This is a genomic window from Pseudomonas sp. X4 (assembly GCF_040784925.1).
GTDB classification, from domain to species: domain Bacteria; phylum Pseudomonadota; class Gammaproteobacteria; order Pseudomonadales; family Pseudomonadaceae; genus Aquipseudomonas; species Aquipseudomonas putida_Z.
In genome coordinates, this window is record NZ_CP160798.1 from 5,004,158 (window position 1) to 5,025,904 (window position 21,747).

Here is a 21,747-nt window from a genome sequence, read left to right on the forward strand (position 1 = left end):
CCCGCGCGGCGCTCCGCAGCACAAGGCTGCTCCTACATCTGTTTCTGGCCAGTAACGCCTGTGCCAACGCGCGCGACCGCCTTTTTTGCCCGGCACAATATCGAGGTCGACGCGAAGGGGGCGTGCCTTTGCTTCAGGAACGGCCTTGTGTCGCGATCGGGCCACAAAGACCTCGCTGGCGGTGTTGATCAGTTTGGCCAGCTGACCCAAGGTATTTCCTCACCGCTGGCTTGAGTTGGGGGCGGCGGTACAGGAGTTTTGGTGAAATGCTATACCGCCGCCTCCGCTTGTTTTTCGCACTTTAGCGATGGACGCTGCCGTCTGGTGTTAGTTTCTGAGATGTAATGGTTCTGGGTCACTTGCTGTCATGGATATTAATTAGCTTGAATTTCTCTGAAAGCTCAAGGATTCTCTCGATGAGTGCCTCGCTATTTAGTTTGATAAGCGGCGGGAGTTCGTCGAATTTTCCAAACACATTGGCTGGAATAAGCTGTCCCTTTGATACAACTAGGCGAATGTCGGGCCTGATCTCAGATACCTGCTTCCTTGGGGGTGGCCATGCTGAGTCTTCGTTTGGGAATGGAATATTTACGACTCTTGGCCATTCACCGCTATCCATGGGCTTTCGTATGGTCAGGACATCTTGGTAAGATGTTAGATCAGCAAAATCTGAAGCGTTTAATAGTATTTCTCTAGAGATTATGGGGAGAATTGCTATGTCGGGGTCTTGATATGCCCGGATATAGCCGTAAAGCGGCTCTCGTGTTGATAGTGGAACCGCGAATACGTCTCCGGTGCTAATTCTAACTTTTCTCGATTTCATTTAGATTGGATGTCATAAATCTTCTATTGGTTTTCGTCGATGAGCGCATGTCTACGTCTGCGCTGTAATGGGTGTGTGGTAGTTCATTATAACTCCTATAGTAGATTGCTAAGTGGTTTGGATTATGAATGATCCGGCTGCTTGGTCTTGCTCGGTAATTTCATTTTTCAGTAGTAGATAACCTATGCCTCCAACTAGTATTCCTTTGTGTTTTGGTGTTGATTTGTTTAGTCTTGAGTTATTTATTTGGAGGATGAATTTTAAGTTTGTCTCAGCTTTTTCTTGAAGCCAAGATGGAATGCCGCCGATTTTTGCAATCCCGTTATCTGGACCATCACTTTGGGGGTTGTCGGTCACTGATATTAGGTGGCTATCAAGCGGTGGGTTAAACGTGCTTGAGTATGCTTTGCAAGGGATGTAAGCAATAACCTTTCCGCCTTCATTTAATGCTGTGTCAATATATTGGTCTGATTCGGAGTATGGTGTAAATATTGAGATTAATAGTTTTGGATTTATGGTTATCCCCTTAATATGTTCTGTAATAAAGGTGGCGGGCAGGCTTGCCAAGTGCAGCATTGGATTTCCGAATTTGTCGGTAGGCCATGGCGTGTTTTCGGGGATGTATGGTTCGCCACCAATGAACGGTAATCCAGATGATTGAGGGTGTTTGGTAAATATTAATTCTTTGAACATATAGTTTATCCTTTTACGGGCAAAAGCAGTTGCAATCTAGGAATTGCTGTGCGTTATTGCGTAGCACTCTGACGCGGGAGGCTGGAACTCCGGATGCTCTTAATGCTCCTTGCCATATATCCATCTGTCGTTTACTTGGTTTTCCATTGGAGCCGATTTGGAATTCATCGCGACCTAAGCCTAAATGAAACGATGCCAGTCGACTCTCTGCTCTATGAGCGTCGATGTGCATTGGACGCGGGATGGCGATGGAAGGATTGTTCCTGCTTCGCTTCCCTTCGGGAGTCATTCCTATTTGTTCAAGTGCTTCGTGTCGTATAAATTCGTGTGCATCTAGTTGATCTCCTCTGTTGGCGTCTAAATTTGTTAAGCTTTCGTAGGTGCCTAATTGACATTTTCGTGCTAACCCTAACGGATCTACCCACTCCGTTGGATTAGGAGCATACATGTATATGTTTATACCGCCTAAGAAACCAATAGGATCCTTTCCAATGAAGCGCCCAAGGCGCGAATCATAGTAGCGATGTCGGTTATAGTGTAGTCCTGTTTCACTATCAAAGTATTGGCCTTGGAAATGCAGCGAGTTACAGTTCTGCAACAACTCGGCGTCGGGCTGTTTCTGGCTCGTATGTCCCCAAGCTTTATATGCCCCGTGCCACTGAACGTTTCCATCGTTAGAGGTGAGTTCCATCGCAGTACCCAAATGATCACATTGATACCAGCTGAGAGCGTCGAATGGTTTCGGCATAGGCTTACGCTGCCACACGGGATCTCTGTCGATGTCATACGGGAAACTATACGCCGGCTGATGCAGCATCTCCTCAATGTGATTCATCACCCCTTGCGCGACCGGAACGAAAGTCCCCGGTTCAAACACATAGTGCGTAGTCCGCCCCTTACCATCCCGACCGCGCTGCTCGAACGCCAGCGTATCGCCGTCCCAGATGAACAGCGTCAAATCACAGCCCAGCTTTTCATCCAGCGCTCGCCGCGCATTCTCGTTCCAGACCGGCCCAGCTTGTATCCGTTTGCGGTACTTCGAGCGCGAGTCCTTGTACACTCGGCGGCCTAACGCGTCATACCCGAACTCGACAACCAGCCGCTCATCCTCGTAGCGCCGCAGCCGGTCATACAGGTCCCAGGTAAACTTGCCTGTCTTGCCGTTCTCAATCCGCTCCTGCAGGTTGCCGCGCTCGTCGTATCGATACTGCGTGCCGCAGTAGCTGCGCAGCACGTTGTCCATCAGCTTGTGCGGCGAGTGCGGATTAGGATTGGGTGGTGCCTCGGGGTCCAGCAGGTTGCTCGCCGGGTCGAAGGCGAAGGTTTCCTTCTCGTAGTTGCGGCTGGCTTCAAGCAAACGGCCAACCGGGTCGTAGCGATAGTGCAGGTCGCCACGGTTCAGGTCGTCGATGTGGCACAGCTGGCCGGCTTCGTCATAGCGGTAGCTGCGCGCCGCGATGCGTCTGGATTCACCTTGGCGAACCAGTGTCTGCTCCAGCAACTGGCCATTCGGGCTCCAGGTCTGACGCTGGACCAGGCCATTGCCTTGCACGCGGCCGATCTCCCGGTGAAGATCATCTCGCTCGTAGCTGATCAGCTCCTGGTCATCGAGCTTGAGCGCCAGAAGATGGCCGCTGCCGTAGGTCAGCCAACTGACCCGATGCCCATCGGGGCGGGTGGTGGCGATGCGTTGGTTGAGGGCATCGTACTCATGCCTGAACACGGCAACCTGTGGCTTGACCAGATAATCCAGCCACTGATGCTCGCGCGTGTTGTTGCCGGCAGCATCGTAGAACCATTGCAGCCTGCAGGCCTCATTGTTGGCCGCCAGCAGGTTGCCATTGCCGTCATAGGCAAAGGTTTCAACCTCCCACTTGTCACCGCCACGCCGAGCGGCCTTGCGCTGGATGAGCCGGCCCATGGGGTCGTACTCGAAGTGCGTGGTCCTGTCGCCATCCACGCGGCGGGTGGGCAGGTTGCTGCCGTTGTCGTAGAGGTAGTGAGTGGTCTCTTTGTCGAAGCCGGTTTCCTTGAGCAGCCGCCCGACGGGGTCATATTTGAAGCTGGCTTCGCTGTTGTTCTCGTTGCGCAGGCGTACCAGTTGGCCGAGCTTGTCCCAGTGGTAGGTGAGGGTGGTGTCGTTGGCGTTGTGGCGCTGGTGAATCAACCCTGCTTCGTTGTAGGTCCAGGCGGTTCGGCGATACAGGGCGTCGGTATGGCTGAGCAAGCGGCCTTCGGCATCACGTTCGAAGCGTTCGGTGGTCTTGTCCGGGTGGATGAGCAACACCAGCTGACCTGCTTCGTATTGGTATTCGGTAACCTCGCCGGCGGCGTTGATCAGTTTGGCCAGTTGCCCCAACGCGTTGTATTTCCACTGCGTGGTCTTGCCTGAGCAATCGGTGTAGCTCGTCAGCTGGCCATCAGGGTTATAGGCCAACTTCTTCTCACCGCCGTTGGCGTCGGTGATGGCGATGGGCAGGTTGTCGCTGTTGTAGGTATAGAGGGTCTTGTTCTCCAGTGGGTCCTGGGTTTCGATGATGTTGCCGCGCTGGTCGTAATCGTACTTCCACAGGCCGCCCTCGGCATCGCGGGTCTTGAAGCGCTGGTCCAGGTCGTCGTAGGCGTGGTGGACGGTCGTGTAGTCCGGGCGTGTGTGCTGCAGCAGATTGCCGCGATTGTCATAGACGTAGTGATCAGCGGTGCCATCAGGATGAACATGCTGGGTAACGTTCTTGTCCCTGTCACGGTACAGCCATTCTTCGTCACCATTCGGGTGGATGATGCGGTAGGTGTAACCCAAGCTGTCGTAGAAGTGCCGGGTCTGGTTGCCGTTGGCATCGGTCACGCAGGTCAGGCGAATATCTGGGTCCCAGTTCAATCGGGTATCCAGGCTGCCGTCGTCGGCCCACTCGCGGATGGCCTTGGCGTCGGAGCCTTCGCCGACCCATTCAAGGTTCATGCCCCGGCCCGTACGGTCGGTGTAGCGGGTGATCAAGTGATGGGCGTACTGGTAGGTCCATTGCGCGCCAGTTTCGTCACGCGCACTGCACAGGTCGCCCTGGGCATCGAATTCATAGCCAGCGACTTGACGCTCTGGCTGGCCATCACGCATCAACCACAGGGCGACGATCCGGCCGTGATCGTCCAGTTGCGTGTGGATGTGCTGATGGGCGGTTTCGTACTGGTAGGTCACCAGGTCGGACAGCACAGAACGGTCGGCATGGCGGTGCTCATAGAACAGTGCGATGCGTGCACCGCCCTGCTGCGAGATCAGCTCCAGCCGGAACTGGTCACCGTCGCGCACGTACACCTCATGCATCACATGCCCGCGTGCCAGCACCAGCTTGTCAGCCTCTGGTCGTCCGACCCACAGGTTTTCGATCGGGTCGTGGTGATGCTTGCTGACATCAGGCAAGGGGTAGTGCTGGCTACGGCCATCGATGCCGTGGTACACGAGCGTGTCCCCGGCCAGGTCGAAGCGGCTGGAGAACGGCGTGATCCAGCGGGCGCCGAACGGGCTATGGTCGTAGGCGCCTAGAGTCGAGCGATAGGTTCTGTTCCAGTTGATGGGAAACGCGCCGGGTAGCGCGAAGTCCGTGTGGCTGATCGTTTCGCTGCCCAGGGCAAAACTGATGCTGCATCCTGTGCCGCCGGCAACCCCGGCTTTGCGGCAGTTGGGGTCGGCACGGGCAGGGCGTTGCCGCGGGGCTGCTTCGGTGCCGTTTTGTGGGTGAACGCGCCGCACTTGGGTGACCCTGCCGTCGGCATTCACGTTGGCCCGCATCACTACAGGCTTGCGCTTGCTCAGGGCCAGCTTCAACGCATCCAGGATCGCCGCCAGGCTGCCTGGGGTGGCCTTGCTGCCGATCTGGGCGATCTTGTTGCCTGCCATTCGGCCGAGGCTTTCCAGGCTGAGCGCAATGGGTTCGAGCAGTGCCAGCAGTTTTGGGTCCGGCCCCAGGCCAAGCTGGTCTCTGCTCAAGCCGTAGCCGGTTTTGCGTTTGGCATAATCGGAGGCTTCGGCAACCAGGCGTAACCCCGGGAAGATAACGGTCAGGGCAGTGCTTTTGACGGTGCCGTCTGCGGCCGAGCGGATAAGGTCTGCGAGGAACTGGCAGATATCCACGACCTTCTGCGCAAAGCTGGCCAGGATGGTTTGTAACTGCCGGTCGATTTCCTTGACGAAGTTTTCCAGGTCGCCCCGGCAGACGTCGGCGAGGGCGTTTTCCATCGCGATCAGCAGGGCTTGGGCCATGCCGTCCTTGGAGGACGCCCTCGCGGACTTCAACACCGGCCGCATCACTTTGCGAGCGGGACTCATGCCGGGTATCGGTGCAATGGCGAACAGGTTGATGCCAAGGCCAACCCAGTTGAACAGGTCGGCCCGGTATTCCGGAGTGCCCTGGACAAGGCTGATGATGTCCCCGATGGCGTCGGTGGCGGCGAATACCGAACCGGCGACGGGCAATACCTCCGCGACGGTGATGACGGTGCGCCAGTTGACCAGATGGCCGGTGAGGTCGGTCAGCCATTGCGCCAGCAGTTCGGTGCTGGCGCCGACATCGTCCTGGTCGAAGGTCTCGGTGGGGGCGACGACGCCGGAGCATTTATCCATGGCGGGTACCCCAGGTGACGGGATGAATCATCCAGGCTGGAGTGAGGGTATTTGGGGTAACGCCTAGAGTGTGTTGTGCGCTCATTAGTGTTCCTGCTGTTCATTCCATCGGGCAGGTGAACGCCGGCATGCAGCCTCCTGGCGCATGCGGGCAGGTGTGGTGAATTGCACGGGGTGCAAGCACCGGACACTAACGAGGCAAGGGTTCCGGGTCGCTAGTCCGGCTTCCGAAAAATGTGTAGGAAAGTTCGACTCGTGGCGTTACAGGGTGTTGGGGATGTAATAAGTGGTCACAGGCAGGCCTTTGAACCGAGCGACGTGATGGATGGCACCGGCTGCGCCGGTGTTCGCGGGTGAACCCGCTCCCACATCGACCGTATCGGTTTCAAGCCATGTGCAGTAACTGTGGGAGCTGGCTTGCCTGCGATGAGGCCAGTACGGGTAGCGACTTGTTGGCTGCAAAGCGCCGCCCGCGCGGCGCTCGATCTCACAGGCGCTGAAAATCTTGTGACGAACACCTGCAACCCACCCCCCGTTTCGGGGAAAACCGCTGGGGAATCCTCCCCAACCTGTTTCGTTTGCCGCTGCAACCAACTGAAAACAAAAGCAATCCGCTCCTGGCATACACCTTGCTCCAGCTCCACGCAGAGATCCTGTGTCCCGGAGGTGCAGCATGTCTATGCCACTCAAAGGCCCCATCCTGTCATCACTCGTTCTGGCCTTGCTCGGCTGGGAGTCGACCAGCGAAGCCGCCGTGCAGTGCCAGCGCACCCTGGTCGCCAACGTGGTGGCGCTGGACCAGCCACTGATGTTCAACCGCCTTGGCGCGCAAAACGCCAACGGCATGATTTTCGCCCTGCGCGAGGATGTGGTGGACGACAAGATGGTCCCCCTCAGCAGCGGTGGGGCGGCAGTACCGGGCAAGGTCACCCTGCGCCCGGACAAGCGCCCGCGGCCCATCGTGCTGCGGGTGGCCGCCGGTGAATGCCTTACCGTCAACCTGACCAACCTGCTCGACTACAAGGCCAACCCCAACAAGCACGGCATCGAGGCCGAAGAGGCTGAGGGCGAAGAGGAGGGGCCGGAGCTCGAAAACGAAGCCGCCGAAGGCTTCGTCGCCGACGAGCAGGTGGCCGAGCGCATGGTCGGCTTCCAGGTCAACGGCATGCAGGCGGTCAACAGCATCGCCGACATTTCTGCCTACACCGGGCGTAACGGCAACTTCTTCGTCAGCCCCGGCAGCACCCGCAGCTATACCTTGTACGCCGAACGCGAAGGCGCTTTCGCCGCTACCAGCAAAGCCGCCACCTTCGGCGGCGAGGGTACTGCGGGCAACGTTGCCAACGGCTTGTTCGGCCAGGTAGTGGTAGTGCCCAAGCTCGGCCGCACCTACCGCAATACCCTCACCGAAGAAGAAATGCGCCTGGCCACCACCGGCCGTACCGCCACCGGCCAGCCGGTGATCGACTACGAAGCCCGCTACCCGCAAATGCAACCCTGGATCGCCGAAGGCAAGGCCGGCAAGCCGATCATTGCCATGGTCGACGGCAACCAGATCATCAACAGCGAAACCGATGCCATCGTCATGGGCCCCAACCCCGATGGCAGCTTCCCCAAATCCACCTACCCGCTGGAAAGCCTGGGCAAGCGCAACCCGGCGCTGCCCAACCGCCTGGAGGCGTTCCGTGACTTCGCCTCGCAGTTCGCCGACGAGGTCGCCGGCACCCAGGCCTTCCCTGGCTACTGGGCCGACCCGGTGATGGGCCACGTACTGGAACCCACCCGCGACTCGTTCATGATCAACTACGGTTCCGGTGGCATGGGCGCCGAAGTGGTGGCCAACCGCCTGGGCGTGGGGCCGATGCACGACTGCCTGTCGTGCGCCTATGAGGAGTTCTTCCTCAGTGCCCACACTGTCGGTGACGTCGGTACGCTGGTGGACGTGCCGGCCAACGTCGGCCTGGAGCACATCCGCCCTGGCGAGGTACCACCGGCCAGCGCTGTCGGGGTCAAGGCCAGCATGGCCCTGTTCCCGGCGGAACCGGCCAACGTGCACCACAGCTACATCGGTGACTTCACCAAGTTCCGCAACACCCACAACGGCCATGAACAGCACATCTTCCACCTGCACGGCCACCAGTGGCTGTTCAACCCCAATGACGACAATTCCGACTACATCGATGCCCAGGGCATCGGCGCGGGGGTCGGCTACACCTACGAAATCGCCAACGGCGGTTCGGGCAACCGCAACCGAGTGGCAGGCGATGCCATCTACCATTGCCACTTCTACCCGCACTTCGCCCAGGGCATGTGGGCCATGTGGCGGGTGCACGACGTGTTCGAGGAAGGCACCCGCCTCGAGGTGAGCGGGCAGGGCGAGAACGGCTTCCACAACACCCCGTTCGCCCTGCGCAGCGGCAAGCCGGCGGTTGGCGCCCGGGCCCTGCCCGATGGCGAGATCGTTGCCGGCACGCCGATCCCGGCCATCGTGCCGCTGCCCGGCAAGGCCATGGCGCCGATGCCAGGCAAGGTGGTGGTGGTACCGAAGCTGTCCGAAGCGCTGGTTGTCGCCAACGATGATGACGACGAGCCCGAGGAAGAAGAGGATGAGGAGCCAGCCAACCAGGCGCCGGTTCGCAAGGCCATCGGCTCGCTGGCGCTGGTCGACCGCAGCGACGCCAACCGCAACGCCGACGGCACCTTGAAGAACCCTGGCTATCCGTTCTGGATCGGCGGCATGGAAAGCAGCGTGGGCAACCGCCCACCAACCCCGCCACTGGACATGCTCGACCCGGCCATGGCACGCCAGCTCAAGGAAAGCGGCAAGGCACTGTGGGCCAACCTCGACCCGAACCAGGTCGATGGCTGGGACGGCGGCCTGGGGCGCCACGCGCTGGACGGCGTATCCGCCGGCGGCGAGGCCGAAACCACCACCACCAAGCTCGATTTCACCAAGGTGGTACACAAGGCCAAGCCGATCTACCTGCCCGAAGAGGGCACCGATGTCGAGCAGGCGGCCATGCAGTTCCACGCCCTGGCCGAACACCCAAGCTTCGCCCTGATCCCCGGCAGCCAGCCGGTGGCCAAGGCGTTCCGCACCAACGGCGCCTTGCCGACTGCCGGCGCGCCGTTCTACGAGCCGTGCATGGATGACCGGGGCAAACGCCTGACCCAGTCTTCCGGGGTAGGCGAGTACTTCAGCGGCGAAAGCCTTTCGGGCCTGAACTTCCGTGGCGCCTCGGCCTTCACCGCCGACCGCCCACGCATCTACAAGGGCGCCAACATCCAGTTCGACGCGGTGTACAACAAGGTCGGCTACCACTTCCCGCAGGCCCGCATCATCGCCCTGTGGGAAGACGCCTGGCCGGTGATCACCAAGCAGCGCCCGCCAGAGCCGCTGGTGATGCGCATGAACACCTTCGACTGCACCATGTACCAGCACACCAACCTGATCCCGAACATCTACGAGATGGACGACTACCAGGTGCGCACCCCGACCGACGTGATCGGCCAGCACATCCACCTGCCCAAGTGGGACCTGACCGCCGCCGATGGCTCGGCCAACGGCTGGAACTACGAAGACGGCATCCTCTCGCCCGGCAGCGTGGTCGAGCGGGTGCAAGCCATTCGTGCCTACAACGGCTGCACCCAGGGCGATAGCCGCGACGGCACCGCCGCCTGCCCGCAAGCCCGGCAGCACCCGTACTTCGGCCGCTTCGGCCGGGCCGACTGGCTGGGCGCACGCACGGCCATGCAGCGCTGGTTCGCCGACCCACTGGTGAACGTGTACAACGTCGACCGTGGCCTGGGCACCATCTTCACCCACGACCACCTCGGCCCATCGACCCACCAGCAGCTTGGGCTGTATGCCACCGTATTGGCCGAACCGGCCAACTCCACCTGGTACCACGCCGAAACCGGCGAGAAGCTTTACAACCCGGCCACGCGCCAGGACGGTGGCCCGACCTCGTGGCAGGCGGTGATCCAGACCGGTGACCACGATGGCGACGGCAAGAACGACAGCTACCGCGAGTTCTTCCTGGAATACAGCGACTTCCAGCACGCCTACGAGGCCGGTGTGTACGTCGGCGCCGGGCCGGACGGCATCCCCAATGCCCAGTCGTACCCGGCCACCGCCGACAGCTTCCGCTACGCCATCAACCCGCCGGTGCGCGGCAAGGCGTCGAACCTGCTGGAGGCCATCGTCGAGGAACGCGGCGGCATCAACCCCGGTTGCCCAAGCCGGCCCTGCCCGCAGGCGATCTCGGTGGATGACCCGGGCATGTTCGTCGTCAACTACCGCAACGAGCCCCTGGCCCTGCGTGTGTACGACCCGAACAAGGTCGGCCCGGACGGCAAGCGTGGCATGCAGGCCGACGGCCTGGCCGGCGACCTGAGCTACGCCTTGCAAACCCGTACCGACCGCGCCATCCCGGCACTGAACCTGGCGCCCTCGGCGATCACCTCGGCGGTCGGCCCCACCGGCGGCACCACGCTGTTCCCGCCGCACATCAACGCGGCCGGCAGCGAACCGGGCGACCCGTTCACCCCGATGCTGCGCACCTACTCCGGTGACAACGTACGCCTGCGCATGCATGCCGGTGGCCATGAAGAGGAGCACAACATCACCTTGCATGGCGTGAAGTGGCTGCAGAACGGCACCGGCTACGGCAACAGTTCCAACTCGGGCTGGAAGGCATCGCAGATGATCGGTATTTCCGAACAACTGGGCTTCATGGCGCCGGTGTCGATGATTTCCAGCTCGGCAGCCACCAACGGTGACTACCTGTATTCGCTGGATGCGGCCCTGGAGGGCTACTGGAACGGCATCTGGGGCATCATGCGCAACTACACCGCGCAGCGTGCCGACCTGTTCCCGCTGCCCAACAACCCGCAGCCGGTGGCCATGCGCAACACCGTGAACTTCGATGGCATCTGCCCGAAAACCACGGCCAACCCCAACGGCATCGGCAGCCGCCCCACGGTCAAGCGCAGCTACGAAATCGTCGCGGCACTGGCCAACGACATCCTCGAGAACCGCAACGGCGTCAGCATCAACGACCCGGCCGGTGTCGGCCAGCATGTCGGCGGACCGCTCAAGGCCAACGGCGGCACCCTGGTGTTCAACAGCCGCAAGACCGCCATACCGCTGGTCAGTGGGGTAGACCCCGAAGATGGGGAACCCTTCACCATCGGTGGCCACAGCGCGCCGCTGCACGACCCGACCGCGATCCTGTACGTGCGCAAGGCCGACTTGGACGCCACCACCGGCAAGCTGAAGGCGGGTGTGCCCGTGGAGCCGCTGGTGCTGCGCGCCAACGCCGGCGAGTGCATCAGCATCACCCTGGAAAACCGCCTGCCACTGGTGATGCCGGACCTGCCCAGCACTGCGGTGATGCACAACGTGGTCAAGCGTGACCGCTTCGACAGCGAGGGTGCCACCGCCTTTGCCAACAACTTGATGCGGCCGTCCAGCCACGTGGGCCTGCACGCCCAGCTGCTGGCCTACGACATCACCAAGTCCGACGGCGCCAACGTCGGCCTCAACCCGGTGCAGACCGTGGCCCCGCGTGCCGGCACCAGTGGCGCCTGGCCGACCCGTACCTACCAGTACTATGCCGGCCACCTGGAGCGTGAAGGCAAGCCGGTGTCGCAACTGGGCCGCACGGTGGACAACATCAACACCACGGCCATCGAGTTCGGCGGCCTCAACCTGACCCCGTCGGACTTCATCAAGCAGCCGCAGAAAGGCCTGGTGGGTGCCATGAGCATCCTGCCGCAGACCGCCACCTGGACCGAGGACGGCGCAACACGGGCCCAGGCCACGGTCAAGGTCACCGGCCAGCCGGACTACCGCGACTTCGTCACGGTCTGGCAGCGTGCGCTGAACATGCGCTGGGCCGACGGCCGCCCGGTGGAGGGCATCAATACCGAAGGCAACGGCGCCGCCGGCGACCCGCAGGACAACGGCAACATGGCGGTCAACTACAAGACCGAACCCCTGTGGCTGCGCTTCGGCATGGCCCCCGACTCGCCCTTCGGCCGCGCCGCCGGCCTGGGCTTTGGCGATGTGCCCAACGCCCACATGGCCTACGCCAACGCCCTGGTCGGCGGCGACCCGCAAACCCCGGTGCTGTACGCCAAGCCCGGCCAGCCAGTGCGCAACCATATCGTGATGCCCAGTGGCGGCAGCCGCGGCATGGTCTACCAGCTGGATGGCCACTTGTGGCCGCTGCACAACTACCAGGCCGAGAAGAACGACGTGGACGGCTACCCGCTGAGCCTGCCTGGCATCGGCTCGGTGCGCTTCGGCTACAACCCGATGGCCATGTACATCGGTGCCCAGGAAAGCGTGCTGCCGGCCGCGCACTTCAGCTTCATGCTGCCCAGTGCCGGCGGTGCCAACGCGGTGGCGGGCGACTACCTGTTCCGCGACTACGCCGCCTACGGCAACCTCTCGGGGCTGTGGGGGATCTTGCGGGTGACCAATGAAGCGCCGCCGGCAACGGCTCCGGCGCAGTGACGGTAAATGGGGGCGCGAACATGAACAAGAAAACCCGCCTTGCATACATGGGGGTAGCACTGGGGGCTGTGCTGATCGGCCTGGGCGTGGCCTATGAAAGCCTCTGGTGCGATCCGCGCGAGTATTTGCAGGGCTCTGAGGACCCGCAGGCCCCGCACCGGCTCAGCCGCGACGGCGTGACCGTGGAGTTCGAGGCCCGGCCGCTGGCGGGGGGCGAACTGCAGGAGGGCAGCTTCGCCAACATCCGCTTCAAGGTCAGCGACCAGGCCAGTGGCCAGCCGCTGTCGGGCATGGCCCCGGGGGCGTGGATCGACCCGACACAGTCGGCCCCGGAGGGCGACCGCGACCAGAGCTGCAAGGCCCGCGTCGCGCTGTTCCTCAAAAGCAGTATCGGCGCCCGGCCGTTGCTCGACCTGAACAGCTACTTCCTGTTGATGATGAACAAGGACGCCAGCCTGACGGTGATCGACCCGACCGTATCGGTGGGCGGCGTGACCAGCACCATGGCCCGCATCGACCTGCCTGGGCGGCCCATGGACTGGGTGGCTACTGGTGACGACAAGCTGGTGTTCGTGTCCATCCCGGAGCGCGGCAAGGTCTCGGTGATCGACACCGAAACCTTCACCCGCGTGGCCGACCTGAACGCTGGCGACCAGCCCCTGCGCGTGGCCCTGCAGCCGGACCAGCACCGGCTGTGGGTAGGCAACAACAGCAGCGACCCGGCCAAGGGCGGGGTAACGGTGATCGATGTACCGGGGCGCAACACCCTGAAAACCTTCAACACCGGCGGCGGCCACCACGAAATCGCCTTCAGTGCCGACTCGCGCTACGCCTATGTCAGCAACCGCGACAGCGGCACCCTGAGTGTCATCGACATCCCGGAAATGCGCCTGGCCAAGACCATCAAGGTTGGCCCGCACCCGCTGTCGGTCAGTTATTCGGCGTTGTCCCAGGCGGTGTACGTGGTCGATGGCGAGGAGGGCAGCGTGCGCGTGTTCGATGCCCGCAACCACCAGCTGCGCCACACGGTCCAGGCCGCCCAGGGCCTGGGGCCGATGCGCTTCAGCAGCGATGGCCGCTACGGCATCGTGCTCAATACTCTGGAGAACCAGGCCCTGGTGATCGACGCCAGTACCGACAAGCTGATCCACCAGGTCCCGGTGGCGGCCGAACCGTACCAGCTGACCTTCACCAAGGGCTATGCCTACGTGCGCGGCCTGGCTTCGCCGAAGGTGAGCATGATCAACCTGGCCAGCCTGGGCGAAGGGCGTTCGCCGATCATCCAGGGCTTCGAGGCTGGCCCGGCGGCGCCACGCCAGGCCGGTGACCTGCCGCTGGCCCAGGGGCTGTCGGTGTCGCGTGACGACAATTCAGTGTTCGTGGTCAACCCGGTGGACAACACCACCTACTTCTACGCCGAAGGCATGAACGCACCGATGTCCGGCTACAACAACCGTGGCCACCAGGCCCGCGCCGCCATCGTCGTCGACCGCAGCCTGCGCGAACTGGCCCCGGGCGTGTACGGCTCGACGGTGAAGATGCCCGCCGCCGGCAAGTTCGACGTGGCCTTCCTGCTCAACCAGCCGCAGATCATCCACTGCTTCAGCACCGATGTGGCCGCAGCGCCGAATGCCGGCAAGCGCAAGGGCGCCCACGCCGAGTTCATCGGCCTGGACCGGCCGCTGTCGCAGCACAGCGCCGTTACCGCGCGGGTGCGCATCGTCGGCGACGACGGCCAGCCGCGCCTGGGCCTGAGCGACCTGAGCCTGCGCTACTTCCTGGCGCCTTCGTCCATGCCGCAAAACCTGCAACTGGAGGAGGTGGGCGAGGGCATCTATCAGGCGGCCCTGACCCTGCCCGAAGCCGGCGCCTGGTACCTGCACGTGCAGTCGCCGTCGCTGGGGCGCAGGTTCGCCGAGGAAAACTACACCAGCCTGCGCGTCCTGCCGGCCGCAACGTCCACCGTTTCCGAGAATGACGTGAGGAACCTGCGATGAACGCCAAGCATGCTTGCAAACTGTTGGCCCTGAGCCTGGCTTTTGCCGGCAACCTGGCCCAGGCCCATGGTGGCCACGACCACAACGGCCACGCCGAACAGCCGCCGGCGGTGCGCCAGGAAAAGGCCAGCGTGCGCTTTGCCGATGTCTCGCTGCTGAACCAGGACGGCATGCCGGTACGCCTGGAAAAAGACTTGGTGGGCGACCACCTGGTGGTCATGGGCTTCATCTACACCAGCTGCACCACGGTGTGCCCGGTGGTGTCGTCGATCATGGGCAAGGTCCAGCAGCAACTGGGTGGCCGGGTAGGGCAAGACATTCATCTGGTGTCGATCAGCGTCGACCCGCAACGTGACGACGCCAAGCGCCTGCAGGACTACGCCAAGGCCTTCCAGAAGGGGCCGGGCTGGAGCTGGCTGACCGGGACGCCGTACGCCATCAGCGAAACCCTCAAGGGCCTGGGCAGCTTCAGCGCCGACCTCAGCCAGCACCCGCCGCTGATCTTGGTGGGTGACGGGCGCACCGGGCACTGGACGCGCTACTACGGGTTCACCGACCCGGCAGTGCTGATCGACGAAATCAACCGCCTCGGCGCCCGCCGGGTGCATGCCAAGAGCACGGCCATTGCCGACCATCACGAGGTGCAACCATGAGCCAGGTAAGCAACCGCCGCGTTGCCATGCGCGGTTTTGACTGGCTGGTGCTGGGTGGCTGCCTGTGGATCCTCGCCTCGGTGGCGTTCGCCCATGAAGGCCATGCCCCGCAGGCACCAGAACCGCAGCCGGCACCGCAGGCGATGACCAGTGGCGGCGGCACCCGCGATGCCCAGACCTGGTTCACCGACACTGTGCTCAAGGACCAGAACGGCCGCGAGCTGCGCTTCTACAGCGATGTGCTCAAGGACAAGGTGGTGATGCTCAACGTGATCTTCACCCACTGCACCGACGCCTGCCCGCTGATTACCCGCAAGTTGCGCGAAGTGCGCGAGACCATGGGGCCGCAGCTGGCCAGCCAGGTGACCTTCGTGTCGATCAGCAGCGACCCGCTCAACGACACCCCCGAAGTGCTCAAGGCTTTTGCCGAGAAGCAGGGCGTGGATGGGCCCAACTGGTTGTTCCTGACGGGTGACAAGGCCAATGTCGACCTGGTGCTCGGCCGCATCGGCCAGTTCCTGCCCAGCCCCGAGCAGCATTCGACACAATTGATTGCCGGCGACGTGGCCGGCAAACGCTGGAGCAAGATCCGCCCGGATGCACCGCCTGCGGCGATTGCCCAGCGCATGCAGTTGCTGGCACTGCCTTTGGCAGGGCGGTGAGCATCATGCGATCTCTGCGGCATTGGCCTCTGTGGCATCTGCCACTCTGGGAACTCCCTTTGTGGATGCGGTCTTTGTGGGAGCGGCCTTGCGTCGCGAAAGGAGCGCGCAGCGCTCCCCGTTATCTGGGTTGGTGCAACTATCGCTGGGGCTGCTGCGCAGCCCTTTCGCGACGCAAGGCCGCTCCCACAAAGGCCGCTCCCACAGGGCTTGCGATCTGGTTGGCGTTCGTGCTTGGCATGGCACACTTTTCTTCTGCCTTTGCCCTGGACCTGACCGAACATGAACAAGCCGGCAAACACCTCTACCGCCAGGGCGTCTCCAGCAGCGACGCACAACTGCAAGCCCGTGTCGGCGCCAGTGACATGACGGTCCCCGCCAGCGTGCTGCCCTGTGCCAGCTGCCACGGCAACGATGGCCGCGGCCGCGCCGAAGGGGGTGTACGCCCGCCCAGCCTCGACTGGCAGCGCCTGGCGCAAGGCCAGGGCGAGCGCGAGGTCAACGGCCGCCGCTATCCGGCCTACACCGACAGCAGCCTGGCCCGGGCCATCCAGCAAGGCGTCGACCCGGCCGGCAATCGCCTGGACCCGGCCATGCCACGCTTCGAGCTGACCCTGGCCGACCAGCGCAACCTCACGGCCTACCTCAAGCGCCTGGCCCAGGAGCGCGACCCCGGCGTGGAGGAGGGCGTGCTGCGCCTGGGCACTTTGCTGCCGGCATCCGGCCCGCTGGCCGAGGCCGGGCAGGTGGTGCGTGCGGTGCTGGAAGACGGCCTGACGCAACTCAACCAGCAGGGTGGCATCCACGGGCGACGCCTGGAACTGGTGGTGCTCGACCCGGGCGCCGACCCGGCCAGCGCCGAACGGGCGCTGCAGCAGTTGCTGGAGCAGGAGCGGGTGTTCGCCCTGATCGCGCCATTGGTACCCATGCTCGACCAGCGCCTGGCAACCTTGCTGGCGCCACACAATGTACCGCTGATCGGCAGCACCCCACGCAGCGGCGGCAGCCCACAGATTTTCGACCCGTTGCCCGGCTTGCCCGCGCAATTGCTTAGCCTGGCCGGCCACGCCCGCGCGTCGCTGGGCCTGGCAGCGGGCGACCTGCGTGTGGTGTATGCCGGCAATGAACATGCGACGTTGGCCGAGCAGGTGCGCGAACGCCTGCAGCAGCAGGGCTGGGCAACACCTGCGGCCCAGGCCTTTGCCGGCCAGGCCGTGGACGGGCAGGGCATTGTCTTCCTCGGCCGTGCCCAGGCCTTTGCCGAACTGGCTTCGGCGCTGCAGTCAGCCGGCCGCCAGCCATACCTGTTTGGCGCCTCCAGCCAAGTGACCGGCGCCGTGGCGCGCTTGCCCGAGTTCTGGTCGCAAAGGGTGTTCCTGGCTTATCCCTACGTGCCCGAGGACTGGACCGAACAGGGCCTGGCGACCCTGGCCGGCCTGCAGCAGCGCCAGGGCCTCGACCCCCGCCAGGCGTCGTTGCAGGTCAACACCCTGTGCGCCCTGCGCCTGTTGAGCGAAGCGTTGAAGCAGACTGGCCGTGACACCAGCCGCGAGCAGCTGATTGCCGCGCTGGAAGGCCTGCATGATGTGTCCACCGGCCTGACCCCGGCCCTGGGCTTCGGCCCCGGTCGCCGCCAGGGCATGGCCGGTGCCCATGTGGTGGCGGTGGCCCTGCCTGGGCCGCGCTTTACCGCGGTCACCCCGTACCGGCCACTGCCGGACAGCCCTTGAGCGGAGGTTGCCATGCGTGTTCTGTTGTTGTGCCTGTTGCAGGTGCTGGCCAAGGCAAGCTGGGCCGATATGCCGGCGGCGCGGGTCAACGGTGTGGAGATCGAGACGATGCGCCTGGAGCGCTATTTCAGCGAATACCTGGACGCCCAGGGCCGCGCGGTCGCCAGCATCCGCAACCCGAACCTGTACCAGCGCCTGCGCGATCAGGCCCTGGATGAACTGATCGACAAGGAGCTGTTGTGGCAGGAGGCCCAACGCCTCGGCATAGCCATCAGCGACGAGCAGGTGTCGGCGCATGTGGGCGAGATCGAGGCCGCGCTTGGCAGCCCGGCAATTTTTGAGCGGCGGCTGGCGGAAGCGGGCTTCGATAGGGCACAGTACAATGAGTACACCCGGCGCGAGCTGGCCGCGCAGCAGGTGTACGCCCAGCTCAGCGCGGTCGCCGCGCCCAGCGAGGCCGAAGTGGAGGCATTCTATGATGCCAATTCGCAAAACCTGCAAGGAGTGCAGCAACAAAGTGACGAGCCTTCGGTCATACGCGAACAGGGCCTGGTCCTGGCCAGGGCCACGCTCATCGGGCAGCGGGAGGCGCAGGCGCGCCAGTCCGTGCGCCAACGTTTGCGTGCGTCCGCTACCGTGGAGATCGCCGACTGAGGCCCCTGATGGCGTTTCCCCAATGCTGGGGAATAACGAAATGGCAGTGTGCCATCAGTTTCCCCGCATGTGGGGAACGGGGCCGGTGCGCCTGCCCGCCGCGTTGCGGGGAGTGATCGGTGCTCCTGCAAAATCAATGAGTTACGGTTATTCAGCATGACTATTCACGCCTGGCACGAAGCCTGCTCAAGCCTGTACAGGGGCGCACTTCGCAGACCGGGTTACCGGGCAGTTCTTGGGAGTCGACCTTGGTGAACAGAGTATTGGTAGTCGATGACGAACAGACTCTTGCGCAGAACCTGCAAGCGTACCTGCAGGCGCAAGGCCTGGAAGTTCATGTTGCCCACGACGGTGCCAGTGGTATCGAGCAGGCTGCAAGCCTGGCACCGCAAGTGATCGTGCTGGATTACCGCTTGCCCGACATGGAGGGGTTTCAGGTTCTGGAGACCGTACGCAGGAACAGGCAGTGCCACTTCGTGCTGATTACCGCCCACCCCACCGTCGAAGTGCGTGAGCGGGCCGCCGAACTGGGTGTGAGCCATGTCCTGTTCAAGCCGTTCCCGTTGGTGGAACTGGCCCGTGCAGTCTTCGACCTGATGGGCATCGAGCGCCGGCGCAGGGCCACGGACAACCCGGCTGAAGGGTTCGTCGAACGACGCCAGAACAGGAACGAATCGTTCCCCCTGCAGTTGTACGATGGAAGCTGGGTATTGGCCGACCGCCGCCGCAACGGCGCCAAGCCCCCAGGGCCCGACGACGATCAACTGCTCACAGGGGAATAGCGGCGCCCGCACCCCTGGCCGAGCCAGCCTGCGACGCGCCCCTGAGCGGAGTCGCAGGCCATGCCAGAAGCATTCGATGCAACCGTTACGGCCTTATCGCCGGCAAGCCAGCTCCCACAGGATTCGCGTTGCCTTCAGGATTGCGCTGTACCTGTGGGAGCGGGCATGCCCGCGAAGAATCCAACACCATTCTCAGCCTACCCCCGCGACCTGCTGGCCCAGGCCCGCCTGCAAACCAGCGACGAACGCCTGCTCACCCGCCTGGAACAGCTGGCCTGCGACACCCCCGACACCTTCACCCAGCGCCTGGGCCTGACCCTGCATTACCCGGTGCTGGGCAGCCACACCCTGCTGGCCAGCACCCCACGCTTCGACAAGGTCAGCTTGGCGATGTGCCTGAAGCGTGAATTCGTGCTGATCGAGCAAGGCGGCCAACTGCTGGGCGTGTTCGCCGACCCCTTCGACCACGCCCGCCTGGCCTGGATCGACGACGTGCTGCAAGGCGCACCGCTGTACCTGGCCCACGCCGCCGACCTGGCCACCTTCCTGGCCCGCCACGAAGAAAGCTTCCACGCCGTGGACGCCCTTGACCACGACGCCGAAACCAGCAGCGAAAGCGACCCGCTGCAGCGCCTGTCGCTGGCCAGCATCAGCGAAGACCAGAGCCGCGTGGTCAAGCTGGTCAACTCCACGCTGTACGACGCCCTCAAGCTGCACGCCAGCGACATCCACCTGGGCATGACCGGCCAGGGCCTGACCATCAAGTACCGCATCGACGGTGTGCTAAACGGCGCCGGCAAGGCCAGCGGCAGCGCCTTCGCCGACCAGGTGATCTCGCGCATCAAGGTGATGGCCGAATTGGACATCGGCGAAAAACGCGTGCCCCAGGACGGCCGTTTCAAGGTTGCCGTGGGCGACCGGCAAATCGACTTCCGGGTATCGATCATGCCCAGCATCTTCGGCGAAGACGCGGTGCTGCGGGTGCTCGACAAGCAGGACTTGTCCGACCGGGTCAGCGGCGTGCAGCTGCAGGCCCTGGGCTTTGCCGAGGAAACCCTGCGCGCCCTGCGCCGGCTGGCCGCCGAGCCCTACGGCATGATCCTGGTCACCGGACCCACCGGCAGCGGCAAGACCACCACCCTGTACGCCATGATCAGCGAGATCAACCACGGCGTGGACAAGATCATCACCATCGAGGACCCGGTCGAATACCAGCTGCCCGGCGTGCTGCAGATCCCGGTCAACGAGAAGAAGGGCCTGACGTTCGCCCGCGGCCTGCGCTCGATCCTGCGCCACGACCCGGACAAGATCCTGGTCGGTGAAATCCGCGATCCGGACACCGCGCAAATCGCCGTGCAGTCGGCGCTCACCGGCCACCTGGTGTTCACCACCATCCACGCCAACAACGTGTTCGATGTGATCGGCCGCTTCAGTCAGATGCAGGTCGACCCCTACAGCTTCGTCTCTGCGCTCAATGCGGTGCTGGCCCAGCGCCTGATCCGCCTGGCCTGCCCGCACTGCGCCACGCCGTGCGAAGTCGACGACGACACCCTGTACGGCGCGGGCCTGACCCGCGAGGGCGTGGCCGGCTGGAGGTTCGTCCGCGCCCAGGGCTGCGGCCAGTGCCGCGGCAGTGGCTACCGCGGCCGCAGCGCCATCGCCGAACTGCTGCACCTGGACGACGACCTGCGGCAGATGATCGTCGAGCGCCGCCCCCTGTCGCAGATCAAGAACCTCGCCTGCCAGCGCGGCCTGCGCCTGCTGCGGGCCTCGGCCCTGGACCTGGTCCGGGATGGCCGTACCACTCTCGAGGAGATCAACCGTGTCACATTCATCTGATCGTGGCGCTTACAGATACAGTGCCGTACTCGGCGCCGAAGGTGTAGGCCTGGGTAGCTGGCACGCCAATCACCACCAATGGCTGGGCAGCCGCGACTTTACCTGCGATGCCGCCCAACCGGCCTGGGAGGCCGCCGTCGATGCCCTGGCCACCCTGCTGGCCGAGCATGCCGTGCGCGGTGCCCAGTTGCGGGTGCTGCTGTCGGCACGCTACAGCCGCTTCTGCCTGGTGCCCTGGAGTGATGCCATCAGCCACCCGCGCGAACTGGACGCCTACGCCCGGGCCTGTTTCGAAAACCTCTACGGGCAGCCGCTGGACGACTGGCGCATCGTACTGTCGCCCGAGCCGGCCGGTGCCGCGCGCATCGCCACGGCGTTGCCCGAAGCCCTGCTGCAGCGGCTGCAGGCGCTGGGCCGGGAAAGCCACCTGAGCCTGCGCTCGGTGCAGCCGTACCTGATGGCCGCCTACAACCGCTGCTCGGCACAGCTGGAGCAGGGCGACTTCCTGTTCGTCCTGGCCGAACCGCGCCGCAGCGTGCTGCTGCTGGCCGCCGGTGGGGCCTGGCAGCAAGTGCTGGCGCAAGGCTGCGCCGACAGCGACCAGGCCCTGCAAGCATTGATCGAGCGCACCTGCGAGCTGTACGGCGAGCACCTGCCACGGGTCTACCTGCATGCCCCGGGCCGGGGCGAGGTGCCGCAACTGGCGGCGGTGCAGCTGTGCCAGCCGGCCAGCGACGCCGACCCGCTGTGCGCCATGTGGCGGGCGGTGGCCTGAC

Annotated in this window: 12 protein-coding genes; 9 read left to right on the forward strand and 3 right to left on the reverse strand. The window is 63.5% G+C overall.

Going from position 1 to position 21,747, the window contains the following annotated elements:
- Positions 1–355: 355 nt before the first annotated feature.
- The 3 genes from ABX298_RS22340 to ABX298_RS22350 all read right to left on the reverse strand — a co-directional run bounded on the left by ABX298_RS22340 (position 356) and on the right by ABX298_RS22350 (position 6,131).
- Positions 356–823 carry a hypothetical protein gene (locus ABX298_RS22340; RefSeq protein ID WP_367393656.1) on the reverse strand — a complete coding sequence of 156 codons (468 nt, stop codon included), beginning with the start codon at positions 821–823 and terminating at the stop codon, positions 356–358.
- Positions 824–931: 108 nt separating this feature from the next.
- Positions 932–1,516: a DUF1963 domain-containing protein gene (locus ABX298_RS22345; RefSeq protein WP_075045037.1), complete on the reverse strand. Its 585-nt coding sequence runs from the start codon at positions 1,514–1,516 to the stop codon at positions 932–934.
- A gap of 13 nt (positions 1,517–1,529) precedes the next feature.
- Positions 1,530–6,131, reverse strand: a complete 4,602-nt coding sequence (locus ABX298_RS22350; protein WP_367393657.1) for an RHS repeat-associated core domain-containing protein — start codon at positions 6,129–6,131, stop codon at positions 1,530–1,532.
- Between the two features lie 673 nt (positions 6,132–6,804).
- Between ABX298_RS22350 and mnxG the strand changes: the two genes are divergently transcribed.
- The 9 genes from mnxG (at position 6,805) to ABX298_RS22395 (ending at position 21,746) form a co-directional block, all read left to right on the forward strand.
- Entirely contained in the window at positions 6,805–12,654 is a 5,850-nt protein-coding gene (gene mnxG, locus ABX298_RS22355) for a manganese-oxidizing multicopper oxidase MnxG (RefSeq protein WP_367393658.1), read from the forward strand.
- 20 nt (positions 12,655–12,674) lie between these two features.
- Complete coding sequence (locus ABX298_RS22360) at positions 12,675–14,651, forward strand: cytochrome D1 domain-containing protein (protein ID WP_367393659.1); 1,977 nt, start codon at positions 12,675–12,677, stop codon at positions 14,649–14,651.
- Positions 14,648–15,304 carry an SCO family protein gene (locus ABX298_RS22365; RefSeq protein ID WP_137164147.1) on the forward strand — a complete coding sequence of 219 codons (657 nt, stop codon included), beginning with the start codon at positions 14,648–14,650 and terminating at the stop codon, positions 15,302–15,304. The genes ABX298_RS22360 and ABX298_RS22365 overlap by 4 nt, the downstream gene beginning before the upstream one ends.
- Positions 15,301–15,966 carry an SCO family protein gene (locus ABX298_RS22370; protein ID WP_274079795.1) on the forward strand — a complete coding sequence of 222 codons (666 nt, stop codon included), beginning with the start codon at positions 15,301–15,303 and terminating at the stop codon, positions 15,964–15,966. Before ABX298_RS22365 ends, ABX298_RS22370 begins: the two co-directional genes overlap by 4 nt.
- A gap of 239 nt (positions 15,967–16,205) precedes the next feature.
- Entirely contained in the window at positions 16,206–17,696 is a 1,491-nt protein-coding gene (locus ABX298_RS22375) for an ABC transporter substrate-binding protein (RefSeq protein WP_367393660.1), read from the forward strand.
- Positions 17,697–17,708: 12 nt separating this feature from the next.
- Positions 17,709–18,350 carry a SurA N-terminal domain-containing protein gene (locus tag ABX298_RS22380; RefSeq protein WP_085588441.1) on the forward strand — a complete coding sequence of 214 codons (642 nt, stop codon included), beginning with the start codon at positions 17,709–17,711 and terminating at the stop codon, positions 18,348–18,350.
- Between the two features lie 248 nt (positions 18,351–18,598).
- Positions 18,599–19,132 (forward strand): response regulator, encoded by a 534-nt coding sequence (locus tag ABX298_RS22385; RefSeq protein WP_031325917.1) that lies wholly within the window; start codon positions 18,599–18,601, stop codon positions 19,130–19,132.
- Positions 19,133–19,297: 165 nt separating this feature from the next.
- Positions 19,298–20,971, forward strand: coding sequence for a GspE/PulE family protein (locus ABX298_RS22390; protein WP_367393661.1), 1,674 nt, complete (start codon positions 19,298–19,300; stop codon positions 20,969–20,971).
- A complete protein-coding gene (locus tag ABX298_RS22395) occupies positions 20,955–21,746 on the forward strand; it encodes a hypothetical protein (protein WP_025339369.1) in 792 nt (263 codons plus the stop codon). The genes ABX298_RS22390 and ABX298_RS22395 overlap by 17 nt, the downstream gene beginning before the upstream one ends.
- Position 21,747 lies beyond the last annotated feature (1 nt).

Excerpts from the sequence above, each read along its gene's own strand:
- ABX298_RS22380 (WP_085588441.1), top strand. The coding sequence starts at position 17,709 with ATGCGTGTTCTGTTGTTGTGCCTGTTGCAGGTGCTGGCCAAGGCAAGC.
- ABX298_RS22390 (WP_367393661.1), top strand. The coding sequence starts at position 19,298 with ATGCCCGCGAAGAATCCAACACCATTCTCAGCCTACCCCCGCGACCTG.
- ABX298_RS22350 (WP_367393657.1), bottom strand. The coding sequence starts at position 6,131 with ATGGATAAATGCTCCGGCGTCGTCGCCCCCACCGAGACCTTCGACCAG.
- ABX298_RS22365 (WP_137164147.1), top strand. The coding sequence starts at position 14,648 with ATGAACGCCAAGCATGCTTGCAAACTGTTGGCCCTGAGCCTGGCTTTT.
- ABX298_RS22375 (WP_367393660.1), top strand. The coding sequence starts at position 16,206 with ATGGCACACTTTTCTTCTGCCTTTGCCCTGGACCTGACCGAACATGAA.
- ABX298_RS22370 (WP_274079795.1), top strand. The coding sequence starts at position 15,301 with ATGAGCCAGGTAAGCAACCGCCGCGTTGCCATGCGCGGTTTTGACTGG.
- ABX298_RS22340 (WP_367393656.1), bottom strand. The coding sequence starts at position 823 with ATGAAATCGAGAAAAGTTAGAATTAGCACCGGAGACGTATTCGCGGTT.
- ABX298_RS22360 (WP_367393659.1), top strand. The coding sequence starts at position 12,675 with ATGAACAAGAAAACCCGCCTTGCATACATGGGGGTAGCACTGGGGGCT.
- ABX298_RS22345 (WP_075045037.1), bottom strand. The coding sequence starts at position 1,516 with ATGTTCAAAGAATTAATATTTACCAAACACCCTCAATCATCTGGATTA.
- mnxG (WP_367393658.1), top strand. The coding sequence starts at position 6,805 with ATGTCTATGCCACTCAAAGGCCCCATCCTGTCATCACTCGTTCTGGCC.